The 19,036-nt window shown below is 72.7% G+C and carries 16 protein-coding genes; 4 read left to right on the forward strand and 12 right to left on the reverse strand.

Annotated elements, in window-relative coordinates; translation table 11 throughout:
- Nucleotides 1-21: 21 nt before the first annotated feature.
- On the forward strand, nt 22-1,965 hold the full coding sequence (locus ACFYW1_RS29955) for a protein kinase (protein ID WP_389000022.1): 1,944 nt from the start codon (nt 22-24) through the stop codon (nt 1,963-1,965).
- A 75-nt stretch (nt 1,966-2,040) separates the two neighbouring features.
- On the opposite strand, the gene ACFYW1_RS29960 is transcribed toward ACFYW1_RS29955, so the two are convergent.
- From ACFYW1_RS29960 to ACFYW1_RS30005, 10 genes are all read right to left on the reverse strand, one after another.
- Entirely contained in the window at nt 2,041-3,261 is a 1,221-nt protein-coding gene (locus tag ACFYW1_RS29960) for an SLC13 family permease (protein WP_389000143.1), read from the reverse strand.
- Between the two features lie 155 nt (nt 3,262-3,416).
- A complete protein-coding gene (gatB, locus tag ACFYW1_RS29965) occupies nt 3,417-4,925 on the reverse strand; it encodes an Asp-tRNA(Asn)/Glu-tRNA(Gln) amidotransferase subunit GatB (RefSeq protein WP_389000025.1) in 1,509 nt (502 codons plus the stop codon).
- Between the two features lie 15 nt (nt 4,926-4,940).
- Complete coding sequence (locus tag ACFYW1_RS29970; RefSeq protein ID WP_389000028.1) at nt 4,941-5,180, reverse strand: hypothetical protein; 240 nt, start codon at nt 5,178-5,180, stop codon at nt 4,941-4,943.
- Nucleotides 5,177-6,679 (reverse strand): Asp-tRNA(Asn)/Glu-tRNA(Gln) amidotransferase subunit GatA, encoded by a 1,503-nt coding sequence (gene gatA, locus ACFYW1_RS29975; RefSeq protein ID WP_389000031.1) that lies wholly within the window; start codon nt 6,677-6,679, stop codon nt 5,177-5,179. The genes ACFYW1_RS29970 and gatA overlap by 4 nt, the downstream gene beginning before the upstream one ends.
- Before the next feature lie 5 nt (nt 6,680-6,684).
- Nucleotides 6,685-6,981, reverse strand: coding sequence for an Asp-tRNA(Asn)/Glu-tRNA(Gln) amidotransferase subunit GatC (gene gatC, locus ACFYW1_RS29980; protein WP_015036350.1), 297 nt, complete (start codon nt 6,979-6,981; stop codon nt 6,685-6,687).
- A 325-nt stretch (nt 6,982-7,306) separates the two neighbouring features.
- Nucleotides 7,307-9,466, reverse strand: coding sequence for a putative bifunctional diguanylate cyclase/phosphodiesterase (locus tag ACFYW1_RS29985; RefSeq protein ID WP_389000035.1), 2,160 nt, complete (start codon nt 9,464-9,466; stop codon nt 7,307-7,309).
- A 301-nt stretch (nt 9,467-9,767) separates the two neighbouring features.
- The gene (gene ligA, locus ACFYW1_RS29990; RefSeq protein ID WP_389000038.1) at nt 9,768-11,978 is read right to left on the reverse strand and encodes an NAD-dependent DNA ligase LigA; all 2,211 of its coding nucleotides are present in this window, start codon (nt 11,976-11,978) and stop codon (nt 9,768-9,770) included.
- A 30-nt stretch (nt 11,979-12,008) separates the two neighbouring features.
- Entirely contained in the window at nt 12,009-13,034 is a 1,026-nt protein-coding gene (locus ACFYW1_RS29995; protein WP_389000041.1) for a methionine synthase, read from the reverse strand.
- 49 nt (nt 13,035-13,083) lie between these two features.
- Nucleotides 13,084-13,773 carry an SDR family oxidoreductase gene (locus tag ACFYW1_RS30000; protein ID WP_389000044.1) on the reverse strand — a complete coding sequence of 230 codons (690 nt, stop codon included), beginning with the start codon at nt 13,771-13,773 and terminating at the stop codon, nt 13,084-13,086.
- A 27-nt stretch (nt 13,774-13,800) separates the two neighbouring features.
- On the reverse strand, nt 13,801-14,340 hold the full coding sequence (locus ACFYW1_RS30005) for a TIGR00730 family Rossman fold protein (protein WP_389000047.1): 540 nt from the start codon (nt 14,338-14,340) through the stop codon (nt 13,801-13,803).
- 76 nt (nt 14,341-14,416) lie between these two features.
- Between ACFYW1_RS30005 and ACFYW1_RS30010 the strand changes: the two genes are divergently transcribed.
- Nucleotides 14,417-14,752 carry a DUF427 domain-containing protein gene (locus tag ACFYW1_RS30010; RefSeq protein WP_389000050.1) on the forward strand — a complete coding sequence of 112 codons (336 nt, stop codon included), beginning with the start codon at nt 14,417-14,419 and terminating at the stop codon, nt 14,750-14,752.
- 95 nt (nt 14,753-14,847) lie between these two features.
- Nucleotides 14,848-15,648 carry an alpha/beta fold hydrolase gene (locus ACFYW1_RS30015; RefSeq protein ID WP_389000052.1) on the forward strand — a complete coding sequence of 267 codons (801 nt, stop codon included), beginning with the start codon at nt 14,848-14,850 and terminating at the stop codon, nt 15,646-15,648.
- 98 nt (nt 15,649-15,746) lie between these two features.
- On the opposite strand, the gene mnmA is transcribed toward ACFYW1_RS30015, so the two are convergent.
- Entirely contained in the window at nt 15,747-16,877 is a 1,131-nt protein-coding gene (gene mnmA, locus ACFYW1_RS30020) for a tRNA 2-thiouridine(34) synthase MnmA (RefSeq protein ID WP_389000055.1), read from the reverse strand.
- A gap of 61 nt (nt 16,878-16,938) precedes the next feature.
- Between mnmA and ACFYW1_RS30025 the strand changes: the two genes are divergently transcribed.
- Nucleotides 16,939-17,619: an N-acetylmuramoyl-L-alanine amidase gene (locus tag ACFYW1_RS30025; RefSeq protein WP_389000146.1), complete on the forward strand. Its 681-nt coding sequence runs from the start codon at nt 16,939-16,941 to the stop codon at nt 17,617-17,619.
- Between the two features lie 117 nt (nt 17,620-17,736).
- On the opposite strand, the gene ACFYW1_RS30030 is transcribed toward ACFYW1_RS30025, so the two are convergent.
- Entirely contained in the window at nt 17,737-18,906 is a 1,170-nt protein-coding gene (locus ACFYW1_RS30030) for a cysteine desulfurase family protein (RefSeq protein ID WP_389000058.1), read from the reverse strand.
- Nucleotides 18,907-19,036: the final 130 nt, after the last annotated feature.

Below are 19,036 nucleotides of genomic sequence, written 5' to 3' on the forward strand. Positions count from 1 at the left end.
TTACTTGTGTTGGGGGACCAGTTGAACAGTGCGTCGCATCACATCGGGCCGGATTCCGCACCGGACAGATACCGCCTGCTCAATTCCATCGGGCGGGGCGGCGAGGCGGTTCTGTACCGCGCCGAGATCGAGCTCGACGGGGCGCCGGAGACCGTGGTCGTGAAGGTCATGGACTCGAAGACCACGATCACCGTCGAGCAGTTCCAGCGGCTCAGCACGAAGTGGCGGGAGCAGGCGGAGCTGCTGCGGTTCGTGAACCGTCCCGGTGTGGTGGGCGTGCGCGAGCACTTCGAGGGGCCGCCGATCCACGGGCCCGGCGAGGCATCGGCCGCGGCCGGGCGTTCGCTCGTGCTGGTCATGAACCACGTGGAGGGCCTCGACCTGCGCGACTGGCGCGAGGAGCGCACCCTGGCCGGCCACGCCGAGCGGCGCGAGGTGCTGCGGACGCTGGAGCAGCTCGCCGACGTGCTGGACTGGCTGCACTCGGGGCGGGCGACGCCCTCCGGCCGGACCGTCGTGCACGGCGACCTGTCCCCGGGGAACGTGATGGTCGACGTGCACGGGCAGGCCACGCTGGTCGACTTCGGGCTGAGCAAGCTGACGGCCGACCACCGCACGGCGGAGGTCTGGTTCACCCCGGGGTACGCGGCGCCGGAGGTGTTCGAGGGCAAGCGGACCCCGGGCACCGACCGGTACGCGTTCGGCGCGATCGCCTACTTCCTGCTGAGCGGCCAGGCCCCGCCGAGCACCCCGGAGCAGCTGCGGGCCGCGCTGGCCGCGCTCCCCCAGGTGGCGGCCGCGGCCCCGGACCGGGTGGAGCGGCTCCTGCAGATCTGCGCGGCCGAGCCGGACCGGCGGCCGGAGAACCTGTCGGCGTGGGTGAAGGACGTGCGTTCGGCAGTGGTGTCGACCACGGTCACCGGTTCCGGGGCGGCCCCGGTCCGCGACGCGGTGCCGGGCGCGGACGCCTCCGGCACGGCGTCCCGGGACGAGGTGCCGGGCGCGGGCCCGGGGGCGTCGGGGACTCCGGGCGCAATGCCCGTACCGCCGCCACCGCTGCTGCCCCCTCCCGGCACACCGGCCGCGGTCCTCGGCGAGGGCACGGCGCCCGGTTTCCCGCCGCCGGTCACCGCCTCCGCCGATCCGGGCGTGCCGACGCCCGCCACCGTGAACCCCGGCCCGGGGACGGCGCCGGAACAGGGACCGGCGGACGGGGAACGGGACCGGCCGCACACCGCACCGGTGGCCCCGCCGACCGCGGACGTCCCCCTGCCCGCGTCCGCGCCCGCCTCCTCGCCGGAACGGAAGCGGAAGCGTCCGGCCGTCGCGCTGGCGGTGGCGGCCGTGCTGGTCGCCGCCGCGCTCGGTGCGGGCGGGGCGTGGGCGCTCATGCGTGACGACGACAGCGGCGGCCGGGCGGGCGGAACCGCCGGTTCGTCGTCCCGGACCCCCGAACCGCCGAAGGCCGACACCGGGGAACCGGCCGCGGACTCCGGGGGCACGGACGGCGGGGACGACGGGGACGGTGGGGACGACAGCCCGTCGGCGGGCACCTCGACGCCCGGTACCGTCGAGGACGCCTCGGAGGTGTCGCTGACCACGCTGACCCCGATCGTCGATCCCACCGGGTTCGAGGTGGGCGCGGCCACCCTCGACGCCCAGCAGTACGCGGACGCCTACGTGGGGACGCCCGACTGCGGCGAGGGGCCGTACATGGAGTTCAACCTCGGCCGGGCCTGGCGGACCTTCGACCTGACCGCGGGCATCGACGACAACTCGAACTACGAGTCGGGGCGGCTGACCATCAAGGTGGACGACACCACCCTGTGGGTCGGCACGCTCGAACTGGGCAAGCCCCAGAAGCTGTCCCTGAAGGTCGAGAACGGGCTGCGGCTGCGGATCAGCGTCGACGAGACGTGTGACGGCGCGCACCTGGCACTCGGCACCCCGCTCCTCAAGAAGTGACCCCGCTCAAGGTGGCCCCGCTCCTCAAGCGGTGACCACGTTCCCCGGGAGGTGCCCCCGGCCCGCCGGGGGGGCTCACACGCCGATCAGTTGCAGCGCGCCCCACAGCGCCACCGTCGACGCGCCCAGGGTCACCGGTACGGTCAGCAGCCCGAGCCGGGTGAATTCACCGAGCTCGGGCGGGGTGCCGTGGGCGTGCAGGATGCGGCGCCAGAGCAGGGTGGCGAGCGAGCCGACGTAGGTGAGGTTCGGGCCGATGTTCACGCCGATCAGGGCGGCGAGCAGTGGTCCGGGCCCCGCCGCCGCGACGACCGGGAGCAGGGCCAGAATCGCGGGCAGGTTGTTGATCAGGTTGGCGAGGACGGCCGCCACCGCGGCCACCGCCAGCAGTTCGGGCAGCGAGGAGCCGTCCGGCAGGAACGCGTCGATCCCGGCGCCCAGCCCGTTGTCCACCACCGCCCGGACCACGACGCCCAGCGCGAGGACGAACAGGCAGAACAGCGGGTGGGCGGAGCGGACGATTCCCTTGACGGTGGTGTCGCGCCTGGTCAGGGCGCGGACCGCCAGCACCCCGGCGCCCACCAGCGCCGCCCACAGCGGTTCGGCGCCCGCGAACGAGGTGACGACGAATCCGCCCAGGGTGAGGGCGAGGACGACCAGGGTGAAGACCGGGACGGCCGGGCGGGCCTCCTCCGGTTCCGGCGGGCGCGCCCCCGCGGCCAGGTCGGCGGCGAAGAACCGGCGGAAGACGGCGTACTCGACGGCGATCGCGACCAGCCACGGCAGGGTCATCAGCGCGGCGAACCGGGTGAAGGAGAGGCCGCTCGCGGTGAATGCCAGCAGGTTCGTGAGGTTGGAGACCGGCAGCAGCAGGGACGCCGAGTTGGCGAGGTGCGCGCAGGCGTAGACGTACGGGCGGGGCCGGGCGCCCACGCGGGCGGCGGTGGCGAGGACGACCGGGGTCAGCAGGACGACGGTCGCGTCCAGGCTGAGCACGGCGGTGATCGCGGAGGCGACGAGGAAGACCCCGCCGAGCAGGGGGCCGGTCCGCCCCCGGCAGGCGCGTGCGACCAGGTCGCCGGCGGCCGTGAACAGCCCCTCGTCCGCGCAGAGCTGCGCCAGCACCAGGATCGCCGCGAGGAACCCGACGACCGGGAGCAGGCTGTCCACCTGGGCGCGGGCCTCCGACCACGGAACCGCCCCGGCCACGACGACCAGCACGGCGGCGGGTACGGCGGCGGCCGCCTCCGGCAGCCCCCTCGGGCGCAGCACGGCGAAGACCAGCACGCCGAGCAGGAGGGCGACGGAGACGGTTTCGGTCAGGACGGTGTTCAGTGGACTCTCCGGACCCGGATGAAGGGGCGGTGCACCGGTGATCGGCGGGCACCGCCCCTCCGGGGACGTGGCTCACGGCTTCCCCGGCCGTACGGGACGGCCGGGGCGCGGGCGGATCAGCCCTCGACGCCGAGCTTCTCCAGGATCAGCTCGCGCACGCGGGCCGCGTCCGCCTGACCGCGGGTGGCCTTCATGACCGCGCCGACGAGCGCGCCCGCCGCCGCGACCTTGCCGCCGCGGATCTTGTCCGCGATGGCCGCGTTGGCGGCGATGGCCTCGTCCACGGCCGTGGACAGCGCGCCCTCGTCGGAGACGACCTTCAGGCCGCGCTTCTCGACGACGGCGTCCGGGTCGCCCTCGCCCGCGAGGACGCCCTCGATGACCTGGCGGGCCAGCTTGTCGTTGAGGTCGCCCGAGGCGACGAGCTCGGCCACCCTGGCGACCTGCGCCGGGGTGATGGGCAGCTCGTCGAGGCCGCGGCCGGTCTCGTTGGCGTTGCGGGCCAGCTCGCCCATCCACCACTTGCGGGCCTGGTCCGAGGGGGCGCCCGCGTCGGTCGTGGCGACGATCAGGTCGACCGCGCCGGCGTTGAGGATGGACTGCATGTCGTGCTCGGAGACGCCCCACTCCTCCTTGAGCCGCGCCCGGCGCAGCCGGGGCAGCTCGGGCAGCCCCTTGCGGAGCTCCTCGACCCATTCACGGGCCGGGGCGACCGGCACCAGGTCGGGCTCGGGGAAGTAGCGGTAGTCCTCGGCGTTGTCCTTGATGCGGCCGGCCGTGGTGGAGCCGTCCTCCTCGTGGAAGTGCCGGGTCTCCTGCACGATCGTGCCGCCGGAGGACAGCACCGCGGCGTGGCGCTGGATCTCGAAGCGGGCGGCGCGCTCGACGGAACGCAGCGAGTTCACGTTCTTCGTCTCGGAGCGGGTGCCGAACGTCTCGGTGCCGTTGGGCCGCAGCGACAGGTTGACGTCGCAGCGCATCTGGCCCATCTCCATCCGGGCCTCGGAGACACCGAGCGCCTTGATGAGCTCGCGGAGCTCGGCGACGTACGCCTTGGCGACCTCGGGTGCCCGGGCGCCCGCGCCCTCGATCGGCTTGGTGACGATCTCGATGAGCGGGATGCCCGCGCGGTTGTAGTCGAGCAGGGAGTGGGACGCTCCGTGGATACGGCCGGTGGCACCGCCGACGTGGGTCGACTTGCCGGTGTCCTCCTCCATGTGGGCGCGCTCGATCTCCACGCGGAAGATCTCGCCGTCCTCCAGCTGGACGTCCAGGTAACCGTTGAAGGCGATGGGCTCGTCGTACTGGGAGGTCTGGAAGTTCTTCGGCATGTCCGGATAGAAGTAGTTCTTCCGGGCGAAGCGGCACCACTCGGCGATCTCGCAGTTCAGCGCGAGACCGATCTTGATGGCGGACTCGACGCCGATCTCGTTGACGACCGGGAGGGCGCCGGGCAGGCCGAGGCAGACCGGGCAGGTCTGGGAGTTGGCGTCCTGCTTGAGCTCGGTGGAGCAGCCGCAGAACATCTTGGTCTTGGTGCCGAGCTCGACATGGACCTCCAGGCCCATGACGGGGTCGTAGGACGCGAGCGCGTCCTCGTACGACACCAGGTCGGTGACAGTCACGGTGAAACTTCCCTCTCAGCCCAGCAGTACGTCGTCATCGCCGATGCGCTTGAGCTCGCGCAGCAGCAGGGCGACACCCGTGGCGATGGCGGCGGCGGAGACAACGGCGTCGATCAGTCGGAGCGTGTCGTGCTCGGACCGCGCCTTCTTGGCCTGCTTGAGCACGCTGACCGCCCCGAAGGCGGTGGTGCCGATGGACAGGTACGTACCGGTCTTGGACTTCTTGAAGCCCTTGGCCTTGGTCAGTGCACTCACAGTGACGGAGCCTCCTCCAGCAGCGGATGTCCCCACTTTTCCACGAAGGCGGCCTCGACGGCGGCTCCGACCTTGTACAGCCGGTCGTCCTTCATGGCGGGGGCGATGATCTGCAGCCCGACCGGCAGGCCGTCCTCGGGCGCCAGGCCGCAGGGCAGCGACATGGCGGCGTTGCCCGCAAGGTTGGTCGGGATGGTGCACAGGTCCGCGAGGTACATCGCCATCGGGTCGTCGGCGCGCTCGCCGATCGGGAAGGCGGTGGTGGGCGTCGTCGGGGAGACGATGACGTCCACCTGCTCGAAGGCCCTCTCGAACTCCTGGGTGATGAGGGTGCGGACCTTCTGCGCGGAGCCGTAGTACGCGTCGTAGTAGCCGGAGCTGAGGGCGTACGTACCGAGGATGACGCGGCGCTTGACCTCGTCGCCGAAGCCGGCCTCGCGGGTGAGCGCGGTGACCTCCTCGGCGGACTTCGTGCCGTCGTCGCCGACCCGCAGGCCGTAGCGCATGGCGTCGAAGCGGGCCAGGTTGGAGGAGCACTCGGACGGCGCGATCAGGTAGTACGCCGACAGCGCCAGGTCGAAGGACGGGCAGTCCAGCTCGACGATCGTGGCGCCGAGCGACTTCAGCAGCTCGACCGACTCGTTGAAGCGCTGGACGACACCGGCCTGGTAGCCCTCGCCGGCGAACTGCTTGACGACGCCGACGCGCATGCCCTCGACGCTGCCGTTGCGGGCGGCCTCGACGACCGGCGGGACCGGGGCGTCGATGGACGTGGAGTCCATCGGGTCGTGTCCGGCGATCGCCTCGTGCAGCAGGGCCGCGTCCAGGACGGTACGGGCGCAGGGGCCGCCCTGGTCCAGGGAGCTGGAGAACGCCACCATGCCGTAGCGGGAGACGCCGCCGTAGGTGGGCTTGACGCCGACGGTGCCGGTGACGGCGGCGGGCTGGCGGATGGAGCCGCCAGTGTCCGTGCCGATGGCGAGCGGGGCCTCGTACGACGCCAGGGCGGCCGAGGAGCCGCCGCCGGAGCCGCCGGGGATGCGGGTGAGGTCCCACGGGTTGCCGGTCGGGCCGTAGGCGCTGTTCTCGGTGGAGGACCCCATGGCGAACTCGTCCATGTTGGTCTTGCCGAGGATGACGACGTCGGCGGCCTTCAGCTTCCGGGTGAGGGTCGCGTCGTACGGCGGGACCCAGCCCTCGAGGATCTTGGAGCCGACGGTGGTCGGCATGTCCTTCGTGGTGAAGATGTCCTTCAGCGCGAGCGGGACGCCGGCCAGCGGGCCGAGCTTCTCGCCGGCGGCCTTCTTCGCGTCGACGGCGCGGGCCTGCGCGAGGGCGCCCTCGCGGTCGACGTGCAGGAAGGCGTGGACCTTCTCGTCGACCGCGTCGATCCGGGCCAGGTGGGCCTCGGTGACCTGGACGGCCGTCAGCTCGCCGGAGGCGATCCTCGCGGCGATCTCGGCGGCGGTGAGCTTGATGATGGTGCTGTGGTCCGTCATGGCTGTTAGTCCTCCCCCAGGATCTGCGGCACCTTGAAACGCTGCTGCTCCTGGGCCGGGGCGCCGGAGAGCGCCTGCTCGGGGGTGAGCGACGGACGGACCTCGTCCGCGCGCATGACGTTGGTCAGCGGCAGCGGGTGGGAGGTCGGCGGTACGTCTTGGTCGGCGACCTCGGAGACGCGGGCGACCGCGCCGATGATGTCGTCGAGCTGACCGGCGAAGTGATCGAGCTCTTCGCCCTTCAGCTCCAGACGCGCCAGCCGGGCGAGGTGGGCGACCTCCTCGCGCGTGATGCCAGGCATGCAGCGATCCTCAGGGGTTGGTGTGTGGTTTTGGCCGGGGGCCGGCGGCACATTTCCGCCGTCCGTCCGGAGGACGGGCCGCGCGGCGTCCGGTGCGTGCGATCGCAAGGCGCCGGAGCGTCCTCGTGGCGGAGCCACGTGGACGATTCGGCAACACGGCGAGCGTGCGTGCCAGGCGTCGCGCGGCAGGTGGAAATGTGCCGCCGACCCCCAATCCTATGGGGTAGCCCGCCGCCTCTCCCGCCACCCGGGGGAACACCTCGCCCGAACCCGGTTTTCCCCACCGTGCGGCGCCCCGTCCCGCGGGGCGGGACGGGGCACGGGTTCAGGTCGTGGCGGGGCGTGAGTCGATCGCCCGGCCGGAGGGCCGCTGTTCCAGTTCCGGGGGCGTACTGGCGGCCGCGGCAGCGGCCGCGGCCGCTGCGGCCAGCTCGGCGGGGCGGCGCCAGCCGTGCTCGCCCCGCGCCCGGAGCCAGGCCGTCGTCTCCTGGGGCGGCATCGCCGCGGCGACCAGCCACCCCTGCACCGCGTCGCAGCGCAGGTCCCGCAGCCGCTCCCAGGTCTCGTCGTCCTCGACGCCCTCCGCGACGACCAGCAGGCCCAGCGAGTGGGCCAGGTCGATGGTGCAGCGGACGATCTCGGCGTCCTCGTTGTCGACGGCCAGCCGGGCCACGAACGACCGGTCGATCTTCAGCTCGCTGACCGGCAGCCGCCGCAGGTGGACCAGCGAGGAGTAGCCGGTGCCGAAGTCGTCGAGGGACATCTTCACACCGTGTCCGGTCAGTCCGGCGAGCGTGTCGGCGGCGCGCTGCGGGTCCTCCAGCAGCACGTGCTCCGTTATCTCCAGTTGCAGTGCGCCGGCCGGGACGCCGTGCCGGGCGAGCCGGGCCGCGACGCCGCCCGCGAAACCGGGGGTGTGGACGTCGCGCGGGGAGACGTTGACCGCGACCGGGACGAACAGGCCCTGCGCCCGCCACCGGGCGACCTGGGCCAGCGCCGTCTCCAGGACGTACTCCGTGAGGTGCGGCATCAGTCCGGACGACTCGGCGATGGCGATGAATTCGTCCGGGGGGACCCGGCCGCGCTCCGGGTGCACCCAGCGCACCAGCGCCTCCAGGCCGGCCACCTGGCCGTCGAAGCGGACCTTCGGCTGGTAGTGCAGTTCGACCTCGCCCGCGTCCAGCGCCCGGCGCAGGTCGCCCAGGAGTCCGAGCCGGTCGGGGGTGTTGCTGTCCCGCTTGGACTCGTACACCTCGACGCCCGTGCGGTCGCGCTTGGCCTGGTACATCGCCACGTCCGCGCGCCTGAGCAGCCCCTCGGCGTCCAGGGCGTGCTCCGGGTAGACCGCCACCCCGGCGCTGGCCTCCAGCACCAGGGTCAGGCCGTCCAGGTCCAGGGGGGAGGACAGCTCGGCGACCAGGTGGCGGGCGACCCGCTGGGCACTGGTGGTGGAGTCCGCCGTCGGCAGGAGCACGGCGAACTCGTCGCCGCCGAGCCGGGCGGCCTCCGCCCCCCGGGGCAGCGCGAGTCTCAGCCGTTCGGCTATCTGGAGCAGCAGCCGGTCCCCCGCCAGATGGCCGAGAGTGTCGTTGACGGCACGGAAACGGTCGAGGTCGATCAGGACGAGGGCGGATCTGGTGCCGGTGGACTCGGCGTCCTCCAGGGCCGTCCAGGTGCGTTCCAGCAGCCACTGCCGGTTGGGCAGTCCGGTCAGCGGGTCGCGCAGTTGTTCCTCGGCCCGTGCCCGGGCGATCCAGAGCGCGGAATCCAGGGCGATCAGCGGGACCGCGAAGAGCGGCAGGAGCAGGGGCGTGGCCATCGCGACGACGCAGATCAGCGGCGCGATGCCGAGCAGGGCGAGGGCGACGAGTCCCTGGCGCAGCAGGGTGCTGCGGGCGATGGTCGGCAGCCCGCCGCCCTGGGGGGTCCTCGCGTACCACAGCAGGACCCGGGTCACCAGGAGGTAGGTGGAGGCGGCCAGGAGGACTTCCGGGACCGCGGCGATGCCCCAGTCGAGTGGCTGCCAGGGCGACTCGACGGTCTGCACCTCGCCGAACGCGGCGAGCACCAGGGCCGCCGCGCCGATGCCGAGGATGTCGACGGCGCCGTGCAGCAGCCCCTGCCACCAACGGTGTCTGCGGGCGACGCCCACCAGGACGACGACGACCAGGCTGACCAGTCCGGCGGGCACCCAGCCGTAGAGCAGCAGCACGGCCAGGGTGAGCGAGGCGCCGGAGCCGGTCCCTCCCCACCAGCGGTCGCGTCCGAGCGCGACCAGGTGGCCGACGATGATTCCGGTCAGGACGGCGAGCGCCCAGCCGGGCTCGCCGTCGGGGAAGAGCGCGTGCCCCTCGCTCACGGTCCGGTAGAAACCGGTCGCGAGCTGGGCGACGGCGATCACCACGAACACGGCCCCCACTTTCGGAGTGAGGCCGACGAAACCTTGCAGCCGCGACACCGTTGCGGCGCTCTCGGTCGGTTTCATTCCGTCCCTCTCACAGCCGGCGGTGCCGATGTCACCCGATGGTTCCGCTCCATGCCGCGCTGCCCGGTTTCCCACCCCGCGGCCGGACACGACAGGTGTACATCTCAACAGTAGGCCGGGAAGGGCCGCTACGGGCAGCGCTCGGACGCTGTTGCCCGAATGCGAACCGACCATCCGTCAACATCTGGTATGCGCCGATCGGGTGAACCCGCCCCCAGGTCGCCCTGCTTGTCCCGTTTCATTGCGGGACACCCCTTACCCACCCTTCCGTCCATCCGGTCCGCCCTCCTCCCCGCCCGGCCTATCCGGCCTCCGCCGGTTCCCCGGCCGGCTCCTCGGGCCGTACCGCCGCCTCGCGCGCCGCGTCCGGCCCCTGTTCGAGGAGGACGGCGAAACCGCCCTCGTCCAGCACCGGCACCTTCAGCTGCATCGCTTTGTCGTATTTCGAGCCGGGGTTGTCGCCGACGACCACGAAGGCGGTCTTCTTCGACACGGACCCCGTCACCTTGGCACCCAGCTTCTGGAGCGCCTCTTTCGCGCCATCCCTGGTGTGCCCGTCCAGCGTGCCGGTGACGACGACGGTGAGCCCGTCGAGCGGGCCCGGCCCCGCGTCCTCCCCCGGCTCCTCGTCCGCCATCCGGACCCCGGCCTCGCGCCACTTGCGGAGGATCTCCCGGTGCCAGTCCTCGGCGAACCACTGCTTCACCGATGCGGCGATGATGCCCCCGACCCCGTCGGCCTCGGCCAGCTCCTGCTCGGTCGCCTCGTCGATCCGGTCGATGGAACGGAACTGACGGGCCAGCTCCGCGGCGGCGACCGGGCCCACGTGGCGGATGGAGAGGCCGGTGAGGATCCGGGCCAGCGGGGCGTCCTTGGCCGCGGCGATGGCGGCGAGCATGGCGACGGCGTTCTTCTTCGGCTCGCCCTGCTGGTTGGCGAAGACCCGGGCGGTCTTCTCCTCACCGGTCTTCGGGTCGCGCTTGGGCAGCCCGCTGTCCTGGTCCAGGACATAGGCGCGGATCGGCAGCAGCTCCTCGATCGTCAGCCCGAACAGATCGCCCTCGTCGCGCAGCGGCGGCTCGTCGGGTTCGAGCGGCTTGGTCAGGGCGGCGGCCACCACGTAGCCGAAGTGGTCGATGTCGAGGCTCTTGCGGCCCGCGAGGTAGGCGACCCGCTCGCGCAACTGGGCGGGGCAGGAACGGGCGTTGGGGCAGCGGAGGTCGATGTCGGCCTCCTTCATGGGCTTCAGCCCCGTACCGCACTCGGGGCAGTGCGTCGGCATCACGAAGGCCCGCTCGGTGCCGTCGCGCAGGTCGACGACCGGGCCGAGGATCTCCGGGATCACGTCGCCCGCCTTGCGGATCACCACCGTGTCCCCGATGAGGACGCCCTTCGCCTTCACCACGTTCTGGTTGTGCAGGGTGGCGAACTCGACCTCGGAGCCCGCCACTTCCACCGGCTCGACCTGCGCGTACGGCGTGACCCGGCCGGTCCGGCCGACGCCCACCCGGATGTTGACCAGCTTGGTGTTGACCTCCTCGGGGGCGTACTTCCAGGCGATCGCCCAGCGCGGGGCGCGCGAGGTGGAGCCGAGCCGGCCCTGGAGCGGAATCTCGTCGAGCTTGACGACGACGCCGTCGATCTCGTGCTCCACGGAGTGGCGGTTCTCGCCGAAGTACGCGATGAACTCCCGCACCCCGTCGAGGGAGTCCACCACCTTGTTGTGCCGGGCGGTGGGCAGGCCCCATTCGTGCAGCAGCTCGTAGGCGTGCGAGAGGCAGTCGATGTCGAAGCCCTCGCGGGCGCCGATGCCGTGCACCACCATGTGCAGCGGGCGGGTGGCGGTGACCTTCGGGTCCTTCTGGCGCAGTGAACCGGCCGCCGCGTTGCGCGGGTTGGCGAAGGGTTTGTCGCCCGCCTCGATGAGCCGGGTGTTGAGTCCGTCGAAGGCCGCCATCGGGAAGAAGACCTCGCCGCGGATCTCGACCAGTTCCGGGATCCGGTCGCCCTTCAGCCGGTGCGGGATCTCGGCGATCGTGCGGACGTTGGGGGTGATGTCCTCGCCGGTGCGGCCGTCGCCCCGGGTCGCGGCCCGGGTCAGCAGGCCGTGCTCGTAGGTGAGGTTGACCGCCAGGCCGTCCACCTTCAGCTCGCACAGGAAGTGGTGGTCGGCCGTGCCGACCTCCTTCGCGATCCGCTCGCCCCAGGCGGCCAGTTCCGCGTCGTCGAAGGCGTTGTCCAACGAGAGCATCCGCTCGCGGTGCTCGACGGAGGTGAATTCCGTCCGGTACGGCCCGGCGACCTTCTGGGTCGGCGAATCCGGCGTGCGCAGCTGGGGGTACGTGTCCTCCAGCGCCTCCAGCTCGCGCATCAGCCGGTCGAACTCGGCGTCGCTGACGACCGGCTGGTCCTTCACGTAGTACCGGAAGCGGTGCTCCTCGATCTGCTCGGCGAGGAGTGCGTGCTGCTCCTGGGCCCCTGCGGGCACCGCCGTCTGCTGTTCGCCGGCCATCGTCTCGTCCTCCCGTTGCCCGATGCCCCGTTACTCAGGGTTGTCCGCGAGGGATCTCGCGGCCCGGACGCAGTGGGCGAGCACGGCGCGCGCGTACGCGGGCGACGCACCCGCGAGCCCGCACGACGGGGTGATGGCCACGGACTCCGACAGAGTCCCCGGATTCAGCCCCAGCCTGCGCCACAGCGTCCTGACACCCATGACGCTACCGCCCGGGTCCGACAATCCGCCCGAGGCCGGGTCCGTGCCCGGCACCACCCCGAGGAAGAGCCGGGTGCCGCCCTCGACGGCTTCGCCGATCGCGTCCTCCTCACGCTCGGTGAGCAGCGTGAGGTCGAACGAGATGCCGCCGGCCCCGGCCCGGCGCAGCAGCGCGAACGGTACGCCGGGGGCGCAGGTGTGGACGAGCGTCGCCCCGTCCCCGGCCGCCGCCAGGACGTCGCGCAGCGTGCCCTCCACGACCTGGCGGTCCACGGCCCGGTGGGTGCGGTAGCCGCTCGCCGTTTTGATCTGTCCGCGCAGCACGGCGGTCAGCGACGGTTCGTCGAGCTGGAGGATCACCCGGGCGCCGGGCACCCTGCGCCGTACCTCGGCGAGGTGGGCGCGCAGCCCCTCCGTCAGCGAGGCCGCCAGGTCGCGGCAGGCGCCGGGGTCGCCGAGGACGGCCTCGCCGCCCCGGCGTTCCAGCGCGGCGGCCAGCGTCCAGGGGCCGACGACCTGGACCTTGAGCGGCCCCTCGTACCCCTGGGTGAACTCCTCCAGCGCGTCCAGGTCCTCGCCGAGCCAGGACCTGGCGCGGCGGGTGTCGCGGCCGGGACGGTCGCCGATCCGCCAGCCGCTGGGCTCGACGTGGCCGTACAGCTCGACGAGCAGCCCGACGGTCCGCCCGATCATGTCCGCGCCGGGGCCGCGGGCGGGCAGTTCCGCCAGGTACGGCAAACCCTCGCCGCCCGCGAAGGAGCCGGTGACGGTCTTCGCCGCCTCCCGCGCGTCTCCCCCGGGCATGGATCCGATCCCGGTGGCCGGGCAACCCCTGAAGTCGTTCTTCTCGCTCACACGGGAAGCCTAAGTGCTGCCCCATGTCCCCGGCGGGCCCGCGGGGCGGTCAGCGGCCGGGGCGCACCGTCAGGTCGTTGACCTCGGCGTCGCGCGGCAGGTCGATGGCCATCAGGATGGTGGTGGCCACCGACTCCGGGTCGATCCAGCGGGAGGCGTCGTACTCCTTGCCCTCCTGCTGGTGGACCTTGGCCTGCATGGGGCTCGCGGTGCGTCCGGGGTAGACGGAGGTCACCCGGACACCGTTCGCGTGCTCCTCGTGGCGCAGCGAGTCGGCGAGCGCCTTCAGGCCGTGCTTGCTCGCGGCGTACGCGCTCCACTCGGCGTGCGCCGCGAGGCCCGCGCCGGAGTTCACGAAGAGCACGTGCCCCTGGGAGACGCGCAGTTGGGGCAGGAAGAGGCGGGTCAGCTCGGCGGGCGCGACCAGGTTGGTGTTGAGCTGGAAGTGCCACGCCTTGGGGGTGAGGTCGCCGACCCTGCCGAGTTCCACGACCCCCGCGACGTGCAGCAGCGAGTCGATCCGCTCCGGCATCGCCTGCTGGGCGAAGGCCCAGGACAGGCGGTCCGGGTTGGAGAGGTCTCCGACGAGCGTGCGGGCCCCGGGGTGGAGCGCGGCCAGTTCCTTGGCGCGGGCCGCGTCCCGGGCCAGCAGCACGGTCTCGTCGCCGCGTTCCAGGAGGCGGCGGGCGACGGCCGCGCCGATACCGGAACCGGCGCCGGTGATGACATGAGTGGGCATTGCCTCATGTTCTCACCCGCCGCCGTGTCACTGCAGGCCGGACCACTCCTCCAGGTAGGCCAGGGCGCCCACGCCGTCCTTCGCGAAGAACACCAGGTCGGTGAGCGGGACCGGCAGGAAGCCCTCGTCCTCCATGCGCTGGAACTGCTGGCGCAGCCCGTCGTAGAAGCCCGCCGTGTTGAGCAGGACCACCGGCTTGTCGTGCTTGCTGTGCTTCTTCAGCTCCAGGATCTCGGTCGCCTCGTCGAGCGTCCCGGTGCCGCCCACCATGATCACGATCGCGTCGGCCTTCTCCAGGAGCAGTGCCTTGCGCTCGGCGAGGTCGCGCGCGATCACCATCTCGTCCGCGTTGGTCCGTGCCTTCGCGGCCAGGAAGTCGACCGAGACCCCCACCAGCCGTCCGCCCGACTCCTGCACCCCGTCGGCGACGACCTTCATCAGCCCGCTCTCCGACCCTCCCCAGACCAGGGTGTGCCCGCCCTTGCCGAGCAGTTCGGCGAATTCGCGGGCGGGCCGGGTGTAGCGGTCGTCGAGGTCGGCGGCGGAGAGGAAAACACAGATCTTCATGCAGCCACCGTAAGGGGCGCCGCCGGCATCTCCGGCGCCGGGGAAGAAACCGGCCGACAGCGTGGCTGAACCCCATATGGCTTCCGCATCAGGACACCGCATCACGGTCGAGCCCGGCACCGCACACGTACGTGTGGTCCGCGACGGGCACGTACTCGCCGAGAGCCGCCGTCCGCTCGTGCTGCGCGAGACGGGCTGTCCGGTTCGCTACTACCTGCCGCCCGAGGACGTCCGCACGGACCTCCTGTCCCCTTCGGGGACCCGTACCCACTGCCCGTTCAAGGGGGACGCCTCCTACTGGTCGCTGCCGGGGGCGGCGGATCTCGTCTGGGCCTACCCGGAGCCGAAGGACGAAGTCGCCGCCATCAAGGACCACTTCTGCTTCTACGACACCGAGACCGTTGCCGACTGATCCTCAGACAAGGCCCTGACCTGGGCAATCGAAGATTTCCAAAAAAACTTCGGCCGGACCGATGAGTTTTTCCGGGGCGGGCGGTCCACCCTCGCATGGACAAGATTCTCTCCCGCGACGGCACCATGATCGCGTACCGGCGGCGGGGCGAAGGGCCGCCGGTGGTCCTGGTGGGCGGGGCCCTGGGCACGGCGGAGACCGAGGCTCCGCTGGCACGCCTCCTCGCGCCCCGCTTCCACGTCGTGACCTACGACAGGCGCGGACGCGGCGCCAGCGGTGACAGCGGGCCGTACGCGGTGGAACGCGAGATCGAGGACCTGGCCGCCGTCGTCACCGCGGCGGGCGGCCGGGCCTCGGTGTTCGGCGTGGGCGCGGGCGGGGCGCTGGCCCTGGAGGCGCACGCGGCCGGGCTCCCCGTCGATCTGCTGGCGGTGTACGAGCCGCCGTACACGCCGGGTGCCTCGGGCCTCCAGTACAAGGCGTGCTGCACCTCCCGGCTGCACCGGCTGCTGTCCTCCGGGGACCGCGCCGGGGCCGTCGAGCTGTTCCTGGCCGTGACCGGCGTACCGGCCGACATGATCGCCCGGATGCGGCGCGCCCCGCTGTGGAGCGGCCTGGTGTCGATGGCGCACACCCTGGCGTACGACGACGCGCTGCTCGGCGACGGCTCGATCCCGGCCGAGCGCCTCGCCTCCGTCACGGCGCGCACCCTGGTCGTCTGCGGCGGCGCCAGCACCGCCTCGGCCCGGATGTCCACCCGCGCCCTGGCGGACGCGCTCCCCCGGTCCCGCCACCGCACCCTGACGGGCCAGACCCGTGAGCTGGCGCCGCAGGCGATGGCCCCGGTCCTGGCGGAGTTCTTCGGCCGGGACGTGTACGCCCGCCAGGCGTCCTGAGCCCACGACCCGCCCCGCGCGGTCCCGCCCGTACGGGGGTCGGGCGCGACCGCGCGGGGAACGGCTGTACGGGGTCGGGCGGGCGGCGGCCGGCGGGATCAGCCGGACGTCGCCGCGGTCTGCCGCCGGGCCGTCGTGGCGATCGTCGCCGAGCCGACGACGCGGGTGCCGTCGTACAGGACGACCGCCTGGCCGGGGGCCACGCCGCGGACCGGTTCGGCGAAGGCGACGTGCAGGGTGCCGTCGACGAGTTCCGCCGTGACCTCGCTCTCGCCGCCGTGGGCGCGGAGCTGGGCGGTGTACGTGCCGGGGCCGGACGGGGCGGTACCGCACCAGCGGGGCCGGATCGCGGTGAGGGCGGTGACGTCGAGGGCCTCGACCGGGCCGACCGTCACCGTGTTGTTCACCGGGGAGATGTCCAGGACGTAGCGCGGCTTGCCGTCGGGGGCGGGGTGGCCGATGCGCAGGCCCTTGCGCTGGCCGATGGTGAAGCCGAAGGCGCCCTCGTGGGTGCCGACCTTCGCGCCCGACTCGTCGACGATGTCGCCCTCGGCCGTGCCGAGCCGGCTCGCGAGGAAGCCCTGGGTGTCGCCGTCGGCGATGAAGCAGATGTCGTGGCTGTCGGGCTTCTTGGCGACGGCGAGCCCGCGCCGCTCGGCCTCGGCCCGGATCTCGTCCTTGGTGGTGAGGGTGTCGCCGAGCGGGAACATCGCGTGGGCGAGCTGCTTCTCGTCCAGGACCCCGAGCACGTACGACTGGTCCTTGGCCATGTCGGAGGCACGGTGCAGCTCGCGGCTGCCGTCCTCGTTCAGCACGACGGTGGCGTAGTGACCGGTGCACACGGCGTCGAAGCCGAGCGCGAGGGCCTTGTCGAGCAGCGCCGCGAACTTGATCTTCTCGTTGCAGCGCAGACACGGGTTGGGGGTGCGCCCCGCCTCGTACTCGGCGACGAAGTCCTCCACGACGTCCTCGCGGAACCGTTCCGCCAGGTCCCAGACGTAGAACGGGATGCCGATGACGTCCGCCGCGCGGCGCGCGTCGCGGGAGTCCTCGATCGTGCAGCAGCCGCGCGCGCCGGTGCGGAAGGACTGCGGATTCGCGGAGAGGGCGAGGTGCACCCCGGTCACGTCGTGGCCCGCCTCGGCGGCGCGGGCGGCGGCGACGGCGGAGTCGACACCGCCCGACATGGCGGCGAGCACGCGGAGGGGGCGCTGGGAAGTCTGAGTCATAGCTCCACCAGGGTACGGGGCCCGGGGAACTCGACGCTCATGGATGAGCGTTGTGGATCACATGGGAAGCAAGGGGACGTCGGGCGCCGAGGGGTCCGCGAAGGCGGGGGCCGGGCGCGGCATCGGCCGGCGCGGGCTGCTGATCGGCGCCGCCGCCACGGCCGTGGGCACGGCCGTGCTGGCGCGGGACGAGCTGAAGCGCGCCTGGTGGCGGCTGCCCGGGATCGAGAAGCCCCGCAAGCCCGGCGAGGTGGACTACGCCCGCGCCGAGTGGATATCTGCCTCCCCGTCGAACTGGCGGCGGGCCGACCGTCCCGACGACTACACGATCGACCGGGTCGTCATCCATGTCACCCAGGGCAGCTACCGGAGCGCGGTGAAGGTCTTCCAGGATCCGGGGCACGGGGCCGCTGCGCACTACGTGGTCCGCAAGGACGGCCATGTGGCGCAGATGATCCGCGAGCTGGACGTGGCGTTCCACGCGGGGAACAGATCGTTCAACGAACGCAGCGTCGGCATCGAGCACGAGGGCTTCGTGGACCGCCCGCAGGACTTCACGGCGGCGATGTACGGGGCGTCGGCGCGCCTGACGGCCGCGATCTGCGACCGGTACGGGATACCGGTGGACCGGGAGCACATCGTCGGGCACGTGGAGGTGCCGGGCACGGACCACACCGACCCGGGGAAGCACTGGGACTGGAACCGCTACCTGAAGCTGGTCCGGGCGGCCCGGACCGCCTGACCGGCGGTCCGGGAGGTACGGACGGCCCGGACCGCCCACGTCCCGCGCACCGGCCGATACACGTTTCGCCCGGCGCCCGACCCGCCCGGTGCACGTGTCACCCGGTGGCCGCGGCGGTCAGCTGAGTCCGGCCGTACGGGCCCGTTCCACCGCCGGGCCGATCGCGCGGGCCACCTCGTCCACGTCCTGCTCGGTCGACGTGTGGCCGAGCGAGAAGCGCAGGGTGCCCCGGGCCAGGTCCGGGTCGGTTCCGGCGGCCAGCAGCACATGACTGGGCTGGGCGATGCCGGCGGTGCAGGCCGAGCCCGTGGAGCACTCGATGCCCTGCGCGTCCAGCAGCAGGAGCAGGGAGTCGCCCTCGCAGCCGGGGAAGCTGAAGTGCGCGTTGGCGGGCAGTCGGCCGCCGGGGTCCGGGTCGCCGCCGAGGACGGCGTCGGGCACGGCCGCCCGCACCGCGGCGACCAGCTCGTCGCGGAGTCCGCCGATCTCCCGGGCGAACTCCTCGCGCCCGTCGGCGGCGAGCCGTCCCGCGAGGGCGAAGGAGGCGATGGCCGGCACGTCCAGGGTGCCCGAGCGGACGTGCCGCTCCTGGCCGCCGCCGTGGAGCACGGGCACGGGGGTGTACTCGCGGCCCAGCAGCAGCGCGCCGATGCCGGACGGGCCGCCGATCTTGTGCCCGCTGACCGTCATCGCGGCCAGCCCGGACCGGGCGAAGTCGACTTCCAGCTGCCCGAACGCCTGCACCGCGTCGGCATGCATCGGCACGTCGAACTCGCGGGCCACAGCGGCCAGTTCGCGCACCGGCATGATGGTGCCGATCTCGTTGTTGGCCCACATCACGGTGATCAGCGCGATGTCGTGGGGGTCCTTGAGGATCGCCTCGCGCAGCACGTCGGGGTGGACGCGCCCGTACGGATCTACGGGGAGGTACTCGACGTTCGCGCCCTCGTGCTCGGCGAGCCAGTCGACGGCGTCCAGCACCGCGTGGTGCTCGACCGGGCTGGCCAGGACGCGCGTGCGGCGGGGGTCGGCGTCGCGGCGGGCCCAGTACAGGCCCTTCACCGCGAGGTTGTCCGCCTCGGTCCCGCCGGAGGTGAAGACCACCTCGCTGGGGCGTGCGCCGAGGGCGTCGGCGAGGGTCTCTCTCGACTCCTCGACGGTACGGCGGGCCCGGCGCCCGGCGGCGTGCAGTGAGGACGCGTTACCGGTGACGGCGAGCTGGGCGGTCATCGCCTCGATCGCTTCCGGAAGCATCGGCGTGGTCGCGGCGTGGTCGAGGTAAGCCATGGTGGGCTCGATTCTACGAGCCCGGGGCGGGGCGTACGGCGGGCGCACCCGCGCACGGCCGGGTGCCGTTCCTCCTCGCCCCGTTCCCGGGCCCGTCCGGGCGGGGAGGGCGTCGGGCTCCGCGCCCGGT

The sequence above is a fragment of the Streptomyces sp. NPDC002669 genome, assembly GCF_042889165.1.
Classification (GTDB): Bacteria; Actinomycetota; Actinomycetes; order Streptomycetales; family Streptomycetaceae; genus Streptomyces.

Excerpts from the sequence above, each read along its gene's own strand:
- gatA (WP_389000031.1), bottom strand. The coding sequence starts at position 6,679 with ATGACGGACCACAGCACCATCATCAAGCTCACCGCCGCCGAGATCGCC.
- gatC (WP_015036350.1), bottom strand. The coding sequence starts at position 6,981 with ATGCCTGGCATCACGCGCGAGGAGGTCGCCCACCTCGCCCGGCTGGCG.
- ACFYW1_RS29985 (WP_389000035.1), bottom strand. The coding sequence starts at position 9,466 with ATGAAACCGACCGAGAGCGCCGCAACGGTGTCGCGGCTGCAAGGTTTC.
- ligA (WP_389000038.1), bottom strand. The coding sequence starts at position 11,978 with ATGGCCGGCGAACAGCAGACGGCGGTGCCCGCAGGGGCCCAGGAGCAG.
- ACFYW1_RS30000 (WP_389000044.1), bottom strand. The coding sequence starts at position 13,773 with ATGCCCACTCATGTCATCACCGGCGCCGGTTCCGGTATCGGCGCGGCC.
- ACFYW1_RS30005 (WP_389000047.1), bottom strand. The coding sequence starts at position 14,340 with ATGAAGATCTGTGTTTTCCTCTCCGCCGCCGACCTCGACGACCGCTAC.
- ACFYW1_RS30010 (WP_389000050.1), top strand. The coding sequence starts at position 14,417 with ATGGCTTCCGCATCAGGACACCGCATCACGGTCGAGCCCGGCACCGCA.
- ACFYW1_RS30015 (WP_389000052.1), top strand. The coding sequence starts at position 14,848 with ATGGACAAGATTCTCTCCCGCGACGGCACCATGATCGCGTACCGGCGG.
- mnmA (WP_389000055.1), bottom strand. The coding sequence starts at position 16,877 with ATGACTCAGACTTCCCAGCGCCCCCTCCGCGTGCTCGCCGCCATGTCG.
- ACFYW1_RS30025 (WP_389000146.1), top strand. The coding sequence starts at position 16,939 with ATGGGAAGCAAGGGGACGTCGGGCGCCGAGGGGTCCGCGAAGGCGGGG.
- ACFYW1_RS30030 (WP_389000058.1), bottom strand. The coding sequence starts at position 18,906 with ATGGCTTACCTCGACCACGCCGCGACCACGCCGATGCTTCCGGAAGCG.